This is a genomic window from Marinobacter xestospongiae (assembly GCF_023156385.1).
In the GTDB taxonomy this organism is placed as follows: Bacteria; Pseudomonadota; Gammaproteobacteria; order Pseudomonadales; family Oleiphilaceae; genus Marinobacter; species Marinobacter xestospongiae.
Genome location: NZ_JAKZAK010000021.1, coordinates 57,269 through 71,849, shown reverse-complemented (window position 1 = coordinate 71,849; position 14,581 = coordinate 57,269). Strand labels below are relative to the sequence as shown.

Annotated in this window: 9 protein-coding genes; 2 read left to right on the top strand and 7 right to left on the bottom strand. The window is 63.2% G+C overall.

Going from position 1 to position 14,581, the window contains the following annotated elements:
* Positions 1-4 precede the first annotated feature (4 nt).
* Complete coding sequence (gene mnmG / locus MLD24_RS15390; RefSeq protein WP_248167746.1) at positions 5-1,891, bottom strand: tRNA uridine-5-carboxymethylaminomethyl(34) synthesis enzyme MnmG; 1,887 nt, start codon at positions 1,889-1,891, stop codon at positions 5-7.
* Positions 1,892-2,249: 358 nt separating this feature from the next.
* Positions 2,250-4,127: an MFS transporter gene (locus MLD24_RS15385; protein ID WP_248167743.1), complete on the bottom strand. Its 1,878-nt coding sequence runs from the start codon at positions 4,125-4,127 to the stop codon at positions 2,250-2,252.
* A 395-nt stretch (positions 4,128-4,522) separates the two neighbouring features.
* Between MLD24_RS15385 and MLD24_RS15380 the strand changes: the two genes are divergently transcribed.
* A complete protein-coding gene (locus tag MLD24_RS15380; protein WP_248167740.1) occupies positions 4,523-5,803 on the top strand; it encodes an EAL domain-containing protein in 1,281 nt (426 codons plus the stop codon).
* 42 nt (positions 5,804-5,845) lie between these two features.
* Here the strand turns inward: MLD24_RS15380 and MLD24_RS15375 are convergent, their stop codons facing one another.
* The 3 genes from MLD24_RS15375 to MLD24_RS15365 are packed head-to-tail and all read right to left on the bottom strand — an operon-like array spanning position 5,846 to position 10,663.
* Positions 5,846-8,992 carry an efflux RND transporter permease subunit gene (locus tag MLD24_RS15375; RefSeq protein WP_248167737.1) on the bottom strand — a complete coding sequence of 1,049 codons (3,147 nt, stop codon included), beginning with the start codon at positions 8,990-8,992 and terminating at the stop codon, positions 5,846-5,848.
* A complete protein-coding gene (locus tag MLD24_RS15370; protein WP_248167734.1) occupies positions 8,989-10,089 on the bottom strand; it encodes an efflux RND transporter periplasmic adaptor subunit in 1,101 nt (366 codons plus the stop codon). Before MLD24_RS15370 ends, MLD24_RS15375 begins: the two co-directional genes overlap by 4 nt.
* 22 nt (positions 10,090-10,111) lie before the next feature.
* Positions 10,112-10,663 carry a DUF3833 family protein gene (locus tag MLD24_RS15365; protein WP_248167731.1) on the bottom strand — a complete coding sequence of 184 codons (552 nt, stop codon included), beginning with the start codon at positions 10,661-10,663 and terminating at the stop codon, positions 10,112-10,114.
* A gap of 233 nt (positions 10,664-10,896) precedes the next feature.
* On the opposite strand from MLD24_RS15365, the gene MLD24_RS15360 reads away from it, so the two are divergent.
* Complete coding sequence (locus MLD24_RS15360; RefSeq protein ID WP_248167728.1) at positions 10,897-12,717, top strand: acyl-CoA dehydrogenase C-terminal domain-containing protein; 1,821 nt, start codon at positions 10,897-10,899, stop codon at positions 12,715-12,717.
* 49 nt (positions 12,718-12,766) lie between these two features.
* Here MLD24_RS15360 and MLD24_RS15355 read toward each other — a convergent pair whose 3' ends face one another.
* Complete coding sequence (locus MLD24_RS15355) at positions 12,767-13,513, bottom strand: substrate-binding periplasmic protein (protein WP_248167725.1); 747 nt, start codon at positions 13,511-13,513, stop codon at positions 12,767-12,769.
* A 185-nt stretch (positions 13,514-13,698) separates the two neighbouring features.
* Entirely contained in the window at positions 13,699-14,439 is a 741-nt protein-coding gene (locus MLD24_RS15350) for a substrate-binding periplasmic protein (RefSeq protein ID WP_248167722.1), read from the bottom strand.
* Between the last annotated feature and the right edge of the window lie 142 nt (positions 14,440-14,581).

The window sequence follows — 14,581 nt, the reverse complement described above, 5'->3', positions numbered from 1 at the left end:
GAAATCAGGCCGAGCGCTTGTTGAGCAGATCGCGTTTTTTCAGGTGCACCAGCAACTGGGACACGGCTGCCGGTGTCACGCCCTGAATCCGTGACGCCTGGGCAATGGTCTCCGGCCGGACCGCCAGCAGCTTCTGTTTGATCTCGTTGGACAGGCCACCGACCTGCTCGTAGTCCAGATCCACCGGCAGACGGGTATTCTCATTTCGCCGCAACCGTTCGATCTCATCGGCCTGCCGGGAAATGTAGCCCTCGTACTTGATCTCGATCTCCACCTGCTCGGCCACCGCCGGATCGTCCGCACGCTCGCCGCCAATGTCGGCAATCTGCGGGTACGCCATCTCCGGACGGCGCAGCAGCTCCGCCAGGGACTGGTCGCGGGTCATCGGCTGGTTGAGGTGGCCGTCGGCGGTCTCACCCTGGGCGGTGCCGGGATGAATACGGGTGCTTTCCAGGCGCTGACGCTCAATGGCAATGGCATCGCGCTTGCGATTGAAGCGGTCCCAGCGGTTGTCGTCCACCAGTCCCAGCTTGCGGCCGGTTTCGGTGAGGCGCAGGTCGGCGTTGTCCTCCCGCAGGATCAGCCGGTACTCGGCACGGCTGGTGAACATGCGGTAGGGCTCGGAGGTGCCCATGGTAATCAGGTCGTCCACCAGCACACCGAGGTAGGCTTCATCCCGGCGCGGGTACCAGGCGTCTTTGCCCTGGGCCTGCAACGCTGCGTTAAGGCCAGCCAGCAGGCCCTGGGCACCCGCCTCTTCGTAACCGGTGGTGCCGTTGATCTGGCCGGCAAAGTACAAACCCCGGATGAACTTGGTTTCCAGAGTGTGGCGCAGGTCCTGGGGGTTCAGGTAATCGTACTCGATGGCATAGCCAGGCCGGGTGATGTGGGCATTCTCAAAGCCGGGGATCGACCGTACCGCCGCCAGCTGGATATCGAACGGCAGACTGGTGGAAATCCCGTTGGGGTAGAGCTCGTGGGTGGTCAGCCCTTCCGGCTCCACAAAGATCTGGTGGGAATCCTTGTCGGCAAAGCGGCTGACCTTGTCTTCGATGGACGGGCAATAGCGTGGGCCCACCCCTTCAATGGCACCGGCAAACATCGGTGAACGGTCAAAGCCGCTGCGGATGATGTCGTGGGTCTGCTCGGTGGTGCGGGTAACGTAACAGCACACCTGTTCGGGGTGCTCATCGCGGGAACCGATGAACGACATCACCGGGGTGGGGGCATCGCCCCACTGCTCCTGCATCACTGAAAAATCGACACTGCGGGCATCAATCCGCGGTGGCGTGCCAGTCTTCAGCCGGCCAATGTTGAATGGCAGCTCCCGCAGCCGCTTGGCCAGGGCGTTGGCCGGCGCATCGCCGGCACGGCCGCCGGCGTGGTTCTGCATACCGATGTGGATAACCCCGCCCAGGAAGGTTCCGGTGGTCAGCACCACGGTGTCGGCGTGAAAGCGAATGCCGGTCTGGGTCACTACCCCGGTGACCCGATCGTTATCCACAAGCAGATCGTCTGCGGCCTGCTGGAACAGCGTCAGATTGGGCTGGTTCTCCAGCATCTCGCGGATCGCCGCCTTGTACAGCACCCGGTCGGCCTGGGCACGGGTCGCCCGCACCGCCGGCCCCTTGCGGCTGTTGAGTACCCGGAACTGGATACCGCCACGATCGGTGGCCCGGGCCATGGCGCCACCCAGGGCATCGATTTCCTTCACCAGGTGACTCTTGCCAATACCGCCAATGGCGGGGTTGCAGGACATCTGGCCGAGGGTCTCAATGTTGTGGGTCAGCAGCAGTGTGGCCGAGCCCATGCGGGCTGCCGCCAACGCGGCTTCGGTACCGGCATGGCCACCACCAATGACAATCACATCGAAACGGGTCGGAAAGTCCACTCGTCACCTCGGATACAGGGAGAAAAATTCGGGGCGGGGAGTATAACGCCTCCCCGCCCGAAATGCAGTTGGAATGTGCAAATTTTAACCAGAGTCATCGCCGTTGCAATAATCTGTCATTGCAGGCCAGCGCGGGCGTTCAGTTTTTCATCGATCTGCGCAGAAAACAGCCAGATTTATCAGCGGTTTGCCTGACCTTGTTGAAAAAAATTTTCAAGAAAGTTATCCACAGAAATACGGTCCCTGCAAAGTCGACGAAAACAACATAAGCTACTGAAAGCAAAAGCCATAAATAAAGAAACCCACGGCTTGTCCGGACTTTATCCCTGTTTTTATCCACACACCATGCGGGTTTTCCTCAGGAGGTTTCCCCCCGCAGTTCCGTCACCTGCTGCTGCAACTGGCCGGCGGACGCCGCCTCTGGCGCCACCACATCCCCGGCCCGCAACTCGATCCGTGACCAGAAGCGCCGCGGCCAGTGTTTCAGGGCCGGACCACCGCAGTGACTGAAGAAACTGCCCCACAATCCCCGCAGGGCCATTGGGACCACCGGTACCGGCCGGCGCTCCAGGATCAGTTCCACGCCGCCGCGGAAGGTATCGATCTCGCCGTCCTTGGTCAGCTTGCCTTCCGGGAAGATGCACACCACGTTGCCGGCATCCAGTTCCTCATCGATGCGCTCAAAGGCACGCTGGTAGATCTCCGGCACCCGGTTGCGGGAGCCGATGGGAATGGTCTTGGCCAGGCGGAAGAATGCCCCCAGTACCGGGGTCTTGAAGATGCGGTAGTCCATCACGAAGCGTACCGGACGACGCACCGCGCCGGCGATTACCAGGGCATCCATGTAGGAAACATGGTTGCACACCAGCAGTACCGGCCCGTCCTCGGGAATGCGTTGCAGACCCTGGTGACGGACCCGGTAGAAGGTGTGGGACAACACCCAGATCACAAACCGCAGGGCAAACTCCGGCACCTGCTGGTAAACGAACCCCGCCACCACCAGGTTCATGATCGACAGCACCAGGAAGAATTCCGGAATCGACAACCCGATCAGCCCCAGCATGACCATTCCCATCAACGCACTCACCACCATGAACAGGGCGTTGAAGACGTTGAGCGCGGCGATGATCCGGGCACGTTTGTCGGCCGGGGTTTCGTGCTGGACGAAGGCGTACAGCGGCACAATGAACAGCCCGCCAAATACCCCGATGCCCAGCAGGTCAATGGCAATCCGGCGGTAGTCACCGTCACTGATCACGGTCCACCAATCCACCGTGGTGGTGGCCGTGGGCATGTTGAAGTAGATATCGGCCCCGAACAGACTCAGCCCCAACGAACCGATGGGGACAATGCCCAGTTCCACTCGATGGCCGGACAGCCGCTCGCACAGTACCGAGCCCAGGGCGATGCCAATGGTGAAGATGGCCAGCAGCAGCGTCACCACGGTCTCGTCCCCCAACAGCTCGGACTTGGCGAAGTTAGGGAACTGGGTCAGATAGGCCGCGCCAAGGAACCAGAACCAGGAGATCGCCATGATGCTGAGCAGCACCGAGTGCTTCTCCCGCGCCATCGCCATCAGCTTCCAGGTTTCCTTCAGCGGGTTGTAGCGGATGGTCAGGTTGGCAGCGCCGGCCTCGGTGGCGGGCACCTGGCGCGCCACCAGGTAACCGACCACCGCCATGATCAGGACGGCCACCGCCGCCACCCGCTCGGGGGCATCAAAACCCATGATCAGGCCCGCCGCCAGGGTACCCAGCAGGATCGCCACGAAGGTGCCCATTTCCACCAGCGCGTTACCGCCCACCAGTTCGTCGTCCCGCAGTACCTGGGGCAGGATGGCGTACTTCACCGGACCGAAGAAGGTTGACTGGGTGCCCATCAGGAACAGCAGCAGCAACAGTGCGCCGTACCAGCCAAACCACAGCCCCAGCGCTGCCAGCGCCATGATGACAATCTCCAGCGCCTTGACCCGGCGAATCACCAGCGACTTCTCGTACTTGTCCGCCACCTGGCCGGCAATCGCAGAGAACAGGAAGAACGGCAGAATAAACAGGAACGCCGCCAGATTGACCACGATGTCCACCGACAGCCCCATCAGGCCGGCGGCGCTGTAGGTCACCAGCAACAGCAGGGCGTTCTTGTACAGGTTGTCGTTGAAGGCACCGGAAAACTGGGTCAGGAAGAACGGCAGGAACCGTCGCTCTCCAAGCAGCCGGAACTGACTGTGATCGGCCATGAAAACACACTCCTCCTTGTTGGCAACCGCCGATGGCACACCAGCCACCGCCCGGGCGGCCAGTAACAAGCCGTCCCGGCCAGGCTGTGGAAAAAATTCCTGTAACGATGCGGCAAAGCGATCCCGGGGGCAAGCCCCGGCTGACCGGCACGCGCCATACCGGCGCAGTCACGGTGGTGACCGCACCTTAACAGGGCGCCTTCCGGGGAAAACCTGTGGATAACCTGCTCTCGTGGCCATCAATGACCGTTATCCACAGCTGGCACGAACTTCGCAATCCTGATCCTGCTACGAATAACCCCGCAGTCCCGGACGTCCTCGGATCGACGGCCTGTGGAAAACTCAGCTACCCCAGGGAACGGTTCTGCCAATTGCCATCGAGGCCAACCAACATCATGAGCAGTGTGATTTCGCTCAGGTCCCGCACCACCTTCTGGACCCCTGCCCCCAAAGGCAGTGAGTTTCTGGATCAGTTCGCCTTTACGCCAGTGTCCCAGCCCATCTTCAGCCCCAGCCATCAGCGTCTGGTGGGTTATGAGGCGCTGATCCGGGTCCAGCGGCAGCAGCAGGCCGTGCCGCCGCCGCAACTGTTCGAGGCCGCCCAGCGGGCGGACTGCACCGATCAGCTCGACCGCCACCTGCTGCAGCTGCACCTGGACAGCTTCGCCCATCAGCAGCCGCCGGTGCCGGTGTGGCTGTTCCTCAATATCAGCCCCACCACCTGCGTGCACCCGGACAACTGCCTGACCACCCTCACCGAACACTGCCGGCATCTGGGCATCGAGCCGGCCCAGGTGGTGCTTGAGGTGGTGGAAACCGAGGTGGCGGAACGCCAGGCGCTGCTGGACTTCGTTGCCCAGGCCAAGGCCAGGGGCTTCCAGATCGCCATCGACGACTTTGGTGTCGGCGATTCCAACTTTGAGCGCATGTGGCAGCTGGAACCGCTGATCGTCAAACTGGACCGCAGCCTACTGGTCAATGCCGAGTGTCACCCGCGGGCCCGTCAACTGCTGGACAGCCTGGTACGAATGATCCGGGAGAGCGGCAGCCTGGTACTGCTGGAAGGCATCGAGACCGACGCCCAGGCCCGCATTGCCCTAGCCACCGACGCCGACTTGCTGCAGGGCTTCTACTTCGGCCGCCCGGCGCCGCTGGCGGACAACGAGGCAGCACCGCTGCAACAACGGTTCCAGCGCCTGTTGGCCAACAACCAGCAGTTCGCGTCGGTGGACCATCTGGCCCAGGAGGGATTCTTGCGGTTACTGCGCTTTGAGACCCTGGAGGCCTGTCACCGCATCATGCGCCAGGAAGCCTTCGACCAGGCCTGTGGCGGCCTGCTAACGATCGCTGGCGTCAAACGCTGCTTCCTGCTGGATCGCCAGGGCGTGCAGCAGGGCAACCTGGCCATCGCCAGCCCTGACCACCAGCGTCGTACCTTCAATCCGCTGTATGGCTCCAGCGGTGCCTGCTGGGCCCATCGCGAATACGTCCGCCTGGCCATCGAGCAGCCCCAGCAGGTCAACGCCTGCCGGCCCTACGTCGCACTGCCGGACGCCACCCGCACCATTACCCTGTCCACCACACTGCAACTGGGGGACCAGGCGATGATTTTCTGCGTCGACCTGCACCCGGACGAACTGTTCAACGGCCAGCTGAGCTTTCCGCCGACGCTGTAGGCGGGGCTCGCTTTTGCAGATCCCGCTTGAATCCAAGGCGCGCTAGAAGTCCTCCGGTCGCGGCGCCTGACGGGCTCCCTGGACACCGGCACCGCCGGCCTGTCCTGCGGTGAGCCGCTCCAGCTCCTGCTCCACCGCATTGGCGGACTTGGCGAACCGTGCCAGCAGGTTGTACAGCACCGGGATGATGAACAGCGTCAGGGTGGTGGCAAACACCAGTCCACCCAGAATCACCACACCGATGGAGGCCCGGCTTTCTGCCCCGGCGCCGGACGCCAGCACCAGCGGTACCGCACCAAACACGGTGGAAATGGTGGTCATCAGCACCGGCCGGAAACGCAGGATACTGCCCTGGAGGATGGCTTCCTGAACGCTGTGACCACGGTCCCGCAGCTGGTTGGCAAACTCGACCATCAGGATGCCGTTCTTCGCCATCAGCCCCAGCAGCATGATGATGCCGATCTGGCTGTAGATGTTGAGACTGATGCCCGACCACCACAACGCCAGCAGCGCGCCGGTGACCGCCAGCGGCACCGCCAGCATGATGATCAGCGGGTGAATCCAGCTTTCAAACTGGGCCGCCAGCACCAGGAACACGATCACGAACGCCAGTCCAAAGGTCAGGTAGATGGCCGCCGTGGATTCTTCCAGTTCCCGGCTCAGGCCACGGTAGCTGATGCGGGCTTCCGGCGGCAGGTTGTCCATGGCCAGGGTGTTGAGGTAGTCCAGCGCGGTGCCCAGGTCGTAGCCCTCCGCCAGCGAGCCACTGATCACCACCGCCGGCATCCGGTCCACCCGCCGCAGGTCAGGGTTGGCGCCCACTTCCGCCATCGACACCAGCGCCTGCAATGGAATCAGCTCGCCGCCGCTGCGGGCGCGCAGGAACACCTGGCCCAGATCGTCCGGAGTGGCACGATCGGCATCTTCGGCCTGAACAATAACGTCGTACTCCCGGCCCCGATCAAGGAAGGTGGTGACCTGGCGGGAAGCCAACAGCGTCTGCAGAGTCAGGCCAACGTCCTCGATGGTGATGTCCAGGTCCGCCGCCCGCTCCCGGTCAATGGTCACCGCCAGCTCGGGCCGGGTCAGCTCGAAGTCGGTTTCCAGGTTGTACAGGTTGGGATTTTCCTTCGCCAGCGCCAGCAGCTCCTCGCTCCAGGCCTGCACGGTGTCGTAGTCCGGACCGCCGATCACCAGCTCGATGGGCTCGCTGAAGCCGCCCCCCAGCCCACCGGGATTGATCGCCACCGAGCGCACCCCCGGCACACTGCCGAGAATTGGCCACAGCTCGGCGGCCAGCTCCTGCTGGCGCATGGTGCGTTCTTCCCACGGCACCAGGCCGACAATCATCAGCCCCCGGTCCTGTTCGTCACGGAAGCCGACAATCGCCAGCAGCCGGTCGGCAATACCCTGCTCCAGGTAGGGCATCAACTGGCGTTCAATCTTGCTGACGTGGTGATCGGTGTATTCCACCGTCGATCCCCGCGGCGCACTGGCGGGCACAATCACCACACTGCGGTCCTCCGTCGGCGCCAGTTCCTGGGGCAGTTGCGGAAACACCACCGCAGCCAGAACCAGCCCTGCCAGGCCCAGCCCAAGCAGCAGCCCGGGCTGGCGCAGGGAGAACCGCAACAGCCGCTCGTAACCCCGGGTCAGCCCCGACAGCACCCGCTCGCTGGCCATCCACAGGCGATGGCCCTCCGCCTGCTGAGGGCTGTGCCGCAGCCACTTGGAACACAGCATCGGCGCCAGCGTCAGTGCCACCAGACTCGATACCACCACCGCCGCTGCCAGGGTAAAGCCAAACTCGGCAAACAGCCGGCCGACGTTGCCCTGCATGAACGAGATCGGCACAAACACCGCCACCAGAGTCAGGGTAGTGGCAATCACCGCAAACGCCACCTGCTTGGCACCGCGGAAGGCAGCCAGCAACGGCGGCTCGCCATCATCAATGCGGCGCTGGATGTTCTCCAGCATCACAATGGCGTCGTCCACCACCAGGCCGATGGCCAGGATCACCGCCAGCAGGGTCAGGACGTTGACCGAGAAGCCCAGCGCCCCAAGGCCGATAAACGCGCCAATCACCGCCACCGGGATGGTAACGGCGGGAATCAGGGTCGCCCGCCAGGACCGCAGGAACACGAAAATCACCAGGATCACCAGCGCCACCGCAATGGCCAGGGTGGTGATCACCTCGCGGATCGAGGCACGGATAAACAGCGATTCGTCGTAGCTTTCGGCTATCGACACTTCCGGCGGCAGGGTTTGGCGGATGTTGTCCAGTTCAGCCTGGACCCGGTCCGACACCGCCACGGTGTTGGCCTTGGACTGCCGGATAATACCCAGGCCAACCGCATTCTTGCCGTTGGCCCGCAGCCGTCCGACGTCGGACTCCACGCCCATTTCCACCCGGGCCACTTCCCCCAGCCGCAGCAGGTTGTTGCCGTCACGGCGGATCACCAGCTCACGGAAGGCCTCCACCGACGATAACCGGCCTTCCGCCCGCACGGTGAAGTCCCGGGTTTCCGATTCCAGTGAGCCGGCGGGGAACTCGGCGTTGTTGGCCCGTAGCGCCCGCTCCACTTCTGCCACGGTGATGTCCCGGGCCGCCAGCCGCTGCTGGTCCAGCCACACCCGGATGGCGTAACGGCGCTCACCACCGATCCGCACCCGAGCAACGCCCTCCAGCACCGACAGCCGGTCCACCAGTACCCGGTCGGCGTAGTCACTGAGCTCAGCGCGACTCCAGACATCACTGCGCAGGGTGACCCACATCATCGGGTTGGCATCGGAGTCGGCCTTGCTGACCACCGGGGCGTCCGCCTCATCCGGCAGCTGGTTGGCCACCCGCGACACCGCATCGCGGACGTCGTTGGCGGCAACGTCGACATCGACATCGCTGTTGAATTCAATGGAGGTGCGGGATTCCGCCTGCTCGGTACTGGAGGTCACCGAGCGGATGCCTTCGATCCCGCTCACCGCGCCCTCGATTACCTGGGTAATCTGGGTGTCCACCACCTCGGCGGCGGCGCCGGTGTAATCGGTGGAGATGGAGACATAGGGTGGATCAATGTCCGGGTACTCCCGCACCGGCAGACCCAGCAAGGCCGCCAGGCCGAACACCAGCACCAGCAGGCTGAGCACGGTGGCGAACACCGGCCGCTTGATGGAGACATCCGACAGGATCACGATGCCGCTCCCGGCGCCCTGGCCAGGTGGCTGGGAGGAATGGCACTGGCGTCGTCCACCACCTTGACCGGGTCTCCGCTGCTGAGGCGGTCCTGGCCGGTGATCACCACCTGGTCATCCAGTGCCAGACCTTCGAGGATCTCTACCCAGCCGGGCTGGCGCTGACCCACGGACACCGTGGTGCGCCGGGCCTGTCCGTCCACCACGGTGAACACGTAGCTGGCGCCACCACGAATCAGCATCGCCTGCTCGGGAATCACCAGCGCCTCGCGCTCCGCCAGGGTCAACCGCACCGACATGAACTGGCCCGGCCGCAGGCGACCGTCCGGATTGTGCACCTGCGCCCGCACCGGCAGGGTCCGGCTCAGTTCGATGACCCGCGAGCCCAGCTCGATCAGGGTGCCGGCAAAACGCTCGTCACTGTAGGCCGGGGTGGTGCCTTCCACCCGCTGGCCACGATGGAGCTGGCCCAGGAAGCGCTCGGGAACCGAGAAGCCGAGCTCCATCCGGCTGGTGTCGTCCAGGGTGGCGATGACATCGCCCACGCTGAGGTAGCTGCCCAGGCTGAGGTCAGTGAGCCCGACCACGCCGCTGAACGGCGCTTCGATGCGATGGTTGTCAAGGCGGGTCTGGGCCGCCACACGCTGGGCTCTGGCCACATCCAGAGCGGTGCGCAGCTCGTCGAGACGGGACTGGGAAATGCTGTTGTTGGTGACCAGCCGGCGGGCGCGGTCAAACTGGCGCTGGGCCTCAGCCAGCTGGGCCTCCGCCACCTCCAGATCGGCGCGGGCCTGGCGATCGTCCAGCTGCACCAGACGCTGGCCCTGCCGTACCCGACCACCGGACTCGAACTCCATCGCCACCACCCGGCCGCTGACTTCGGCCGTCAGCGACACCGCTTCCCGGGACTTCAGGGTGCCCACCGCCGACAGCGCGTCCTGAACCTGCTGCAGCCTGGGCTGGGCGGTGTTGACGATGCGGGGCGGCCGTTGCTCCTGTTCGCCGGCGGTCTGTTGTTCCGCCAGCATCTGGTAGCCAGCCCCCGCCACCACCGCCACCAGCAGGATGGCCAGGGCGATCATCCCTTGTTTCAGCATACTCCCGTCTCACCTTTCGTGATCATCGTTTCTGGATCACCAGCACCACCTCGCCAACCTCCACGCCCCACTTGGTCATGGTGGTCTGGTTGATCAACGTATCGGGGGTCACCAGGTGCATCCAGTCGTCCATGTGCACGTCGATGGCGCCATCATCGGTGGCCACCCGAAGCACGTAATTCATATGCAGGCTGTTGCCTGCCCAGCGCATCTGGCCTGGGGACACCACATCACCGGCCTCGGCCAGGTAGCCGTCGGCGTTGGGTGTCAGGGTCCAGATGCGGGTCTGGCGTTCGCCGTCGTCAAAGCGGAACACCTCATCCAGGGTCCCCACCCCGCGGTCGTCCCAGTGGGCAACGATGTCGGCATCAAAGGTGCGGATCACTTCGCCGGAGAAGTCCTTGACCACCCCGCGCGCGGAAAGTTCACCCTCGAAGAAGCGGGTCGGCTCCAGCACCGGCGTCCGCCCCTGGTAGTCGTCCAGCGACGGTCCGGCACAGCCGGCCAGTGCGACTGCCAGCCAACATACCCACAGCCGGGCGCCGGCGCCATACTTCCGGGACCATTTTTGCATGTTATTTACCTCCGCTTGAGTTATCCACAGGGCTTTACGGCTCCCGGGGCGGATTGGACCGACCGGCACGGGTCGTCAGGAGCGGGCTTTCGTCATTTCGGCCAATTGTCCTTGCTGACAGGGGGGCAGGCGGTTTTCGTCAATGGAACGCCCGTTTGAATGCCGTACAACAAAAAACAGACACGGCCCGGCCTGGGCCTTTCCCCTGACAATCGCATCACAGAGGTACCGGTATGCCGACCTACAAGGCTCCCCTGCGGGACATGAAATTCCTGCTCAACGAGGTCTTTGACTACCCCCGCCACTACGCCTCCCTGGCCAGCGGCGAGAACGCCACGCCGGACATTGTTGACGCCATTCTCAGCGAGTGCGGCCGTTTCTGTGAGGACGTGCTGAGCCCGCTGTACCAGAGCGGCGACGAGGAAGGCTGCAAACTGGAAAACGGCGAGGTCACCACCCCCAAAGGCTTCAAGGAGGCCTACGCCCAGTACGTCGCTGGTGGCTGGCAGGGCCTGTCGGCGCCCGAGGAGTTCGGTGGCCAGGGCCTGCCGGCCTCGCTGGGGCTGTTCAAGCAGGAAATGATGGGCACCGCCAACTGGTCCTTCTCGATGTACCCGGGCCTGTCCATTGGCGCCATGAACACCATCTTCCTCCACGGCAGTGACGAACAGAAACAGACCTATCTGCCGCCACTGACCGAGGGCCGCTGGGGCGGCACCATGTGCCTGACCGAACCCCAATGTGGCACCGACCTGGGCCAGGTCAAGACCAAGGCCGAGCCCCAGGCCGATGGCAGCTACCGGGTCACCGGCACCAAGATCTTCATTTCCTCCGGCGAGCACGACCTCACCGACAACATCGTCCATGTGGTGCTGGCCCGTCTGCCGGACGCGCCCAAGGGCACCCGCGGCATTTCCCTGTTCATCGTGCCCAAGTTCCTGCCGGATGATAACGGCGATGTCGGCCAGCGCAACGGCGTCACCTGTGGCAGTCTGGAAAAGAAAATGGGCATCAAGGCCTCAGCCACCTGCGTGATGAACTTCGACGACGCCACCGGCTACCTGATCGGCCCGGAGAACCAGGGCCTGGAATGCATGTTCACGTTTATGAACACCGCCCGCATCGGCACTGCCATCCAGGGCGTGGGGCCGGCGGAACTGTCCTACCAATGGGCGCTGGACTACGCCAGGGATCGCCGCTCCATGCGGGCGCTGTCCGGCAAGAAGGAGCCGGATCAGGTCGCCGACAGCCTGATCCATCACGCCGACGTACGGCGTATGCTGCTGACCCAGAAGGCCATCGCCGAAGGCGGTCGCGCCATGCTGTATTACGCCGCGCGGCTTGCCGACCACATGGTGGAAGGCCATGAACAGGGCGACAGCAAGAAGGCCGAGGCCTACGACGACAAACTCGGCTTCCTGACGCCGATCCTCAAGGGCTTCCTCACCGAGCTCGGCTACGAGGCCGCCAACCAGGGCGTGCAGGTCTTCGGTGGCCACGGCTACATCCGCGAGCATGGCATGGAGCAGATCATCCGTGACACCAAGATCGCCACCCTGTACGAAGGCACCACCGGCATCCAGGCCCTCGACCTGCTGGGCCGCAAGGTACTGATGATGACCCAGGGCGGTGCGGTGCGGGAATTCACCCTGAAGATCGCCAACTTCGCCCGCAAGCAGTTGACCGACAAGCGGTTACGGCCGTTCGCAGTGGAACTGCTGAAACTGACGGCGCAGTGGAACGTGCTGACTGTGCGGCTGATGCTGGCGGCCCGTAAGGACCGCGACGTAGTCAGCGCTGCGGCCCACGACTTCCTGATGTACAGCGGCTACGTCACCATGGCCTACCTGTGGGCCCGTCAGGCGGCGGTAGCGGCAGACAAACTGGAGCACGGCGGCGCCGACGCGGCGGAGTTCTACCGCGCCAAGCTGGCCACCGCCGAATTCTATTACGAGCGACTGCTGCCACGGGCCCAGAGCCACGCCACCAGCATGCTCAGCCCCACCAAAAACCTGATGCAGCTGGACGCCGAGCATATGGCGTTTCTGGGCTAGGAACCCGGTCTATCAGTGCCGCTGCGGCTGGTATCCCGACAGGGGGTTACTATAGGCCGTAGCGGTCGCTGATGGCGGAGAACATGCCGGACTGGTGCACCTGCTCCAGGGCCATCTCCAGGGTCTGTACCACTTCATCCGGGGTGTCCGGATTCAGTGCCAGGTAGAGCTCGGTCTCGTTGAACGAGTACAGCTCTTCAATGTCTTCGACGTCCTGCTGGGAGGCCAGATAGTAGCCGGTCAGACGATCCACCAGCCACAGGTCGATCTGCCCCAGGGCCAGTCGCCGCGGGTTGAGGTCGTTGCTGTCCAGCTCGGACATCTTGAATCCCCGCTCCTTGAGGAAATCGGTCATGATGTCGTTGCGGTAGCCACCGAAACTGTAACCCTTGGCGTCATCCAGGCTGCTGAGGGTAATGTCGGTGCCGGCCTTGCCGAAGACCGTCCAGGCAACGGTGGTCAATGGCCCCACCCACTTGAACTGCCCTGCCCGCTCGTCGTTGTAGGCGGTGCAGAACACCCCATGGTTGGGTTTGTTCAGGGCCCGCTGATAACCGTAATCCCAGTTCCTCAGCTTGATCACAAAGTCCAGGCTGGTGTTGGCCATGATGGCCTCCACCAGATCGGTACACAGACCGTCAATCTGATCGGCACTGTGTTCGAAAGCGCGCCCGGTGGCGCTCATGTTGTAGGGCGGGTAATTCTCGGTATAGAAATAGAGCTTTTCACTGGCCATGGCGGGCACCCCGGTGCCCATCAGCATGGCCAGCAGCATCGGTACTGCGAGCAGACGCATCGACGATTCCTCAACAATGATCGGGATCTAACCGCTCGTACTGCTTCCGGGGCTTTCCCCATCACGAGCCGGGACACGTACACTGTAGCTACGTTGTCGGATTAGGCCGTCATTCTAGCCGTGTCTTTTTGTAACAATTGCAATTACGAATCATTTAAGTATTAAGGATCGTCGCTGCCGGCTGCTCAGTACTTGTCCTGAATCGCTTGGTAAATGCCGGACTGGCGAATACGCTCCAGCGCCGCTTCCAGCGTCTGTACCACGGCGTCCGGTGTCTGGGGATTCAGGGCCAGGAAAATCTCCCCTTCCTCGAAGGCGTACACCGGCTTCAGGCCCTCAACGTTCTGCTGGGAGGCGATGTAGGGGCCGGCCAGACGGTCAGCAATCCACAGATCGATCTGGCCCAGTTCCAGCCGCTTCGGGTTCAGATCATCGCTGTCCAGTTCCGACACGGACAGCCCCTGGTCCTTGAGGTACTGCGCCATGACGTCATTGCGATAGCCACCGATGGTCAGGCCACGGGCGTCAGACAGGCGGTTAACCCGGATATCACTGCCGGAGGCGGCAAACAGCGTGCGCTGGTTGGTCGCCAGCGGCCCCACCCATTTGAACAGCGGTGCCCGTTCCTCGGTGTAGTGGGTGCAGAAAATACCGTGGTTCGGCTTCTCCATCGCCCGGCTGTAGCCGTAATCCCAGTTCCGCAGCTTGATCACGTAATCCAGCTGGGTTTCGGCGAGCATTGCCTTGACGATTTCCGTGCACAGGCCGTCCACGCCGCTGCCGTTGTGCTCGTAAGCTCGGCCAGTGGCACTCATGTTGTAGGGGGGAAAGTTTTCGGTGTAGAGATAGAGCCGGTCACTGGCATGTCCGGTTGAGGACATCAGGAACGCTGGCAGGGCCAGCAGCAGAGCAGCAATCAGTCGCATTGGTACCTCCATGGTGAAAGACGTGTCAGCCGGTCTGACTGGTCGAAAATCGATCAGGGTGTCGGAGTGTACTTGAGTCCGATGAAAAGGTTTCGCACTTCACTGTATCAATTTGTAATCCGCCACCGAATGCCCCCTTTTG

Excerpts from the sequence above, each read along its gene's own strand:
- MLD24_RS15385 (WP_248167743.1), bottom strand. The coding sequence starts at position 4,127 with ATGGCCGATCACAGTCAGTTCCGGCTGCTTGGAGAGCGACGGTTCCTG.
- MLD24_RS15380 (WP_248167740.1), top strand. The coding sequence starts at position 4,523 with ATGAGCAGTGTGATTTCGCTCAGGTCCCGCACCACCTTCTGGACCCCT.
- MLD24_RS15370 (WP_248167734.1), bottom strand. The coding sequence starts at position 10,089 with ATGCTGAAACAAGGGATGATCGCCCTGGCCATCCTGCTGGTGGCGGTG.
- MLD24_RS15365 (WP_248167731.1), bottom strand. The coding sequence starts at position 10,663 with ATGCAAAAATGGTCCCGGAAGTATGGCGCCGGCGCCCGGCTGTGGGTA.
- MLD24_RS15360 (WP_248167728.1), top strand. The coding sequence starts at position 10,897 with ATGCCGACCTACAAGGCTCCCCTGCGGGACATGAAATTCCTGCTCAAC.
- MLD24_RS15355 (WP_248167725.1), bottom strand. The coding sequence starts at position 13,513 with ATGCGTCTGCTCGCAGTACCGATGCTGCTGGCCATGCTGATGGGCACC.
- MLD24_RS15350 (WP_248167722.1), bottom strand. The coding sequence starts at position 14,439 with ATGCGACTGATTGCTGCTCTGCTGCTGGCCCTGCCAGCGTTCCTGATG.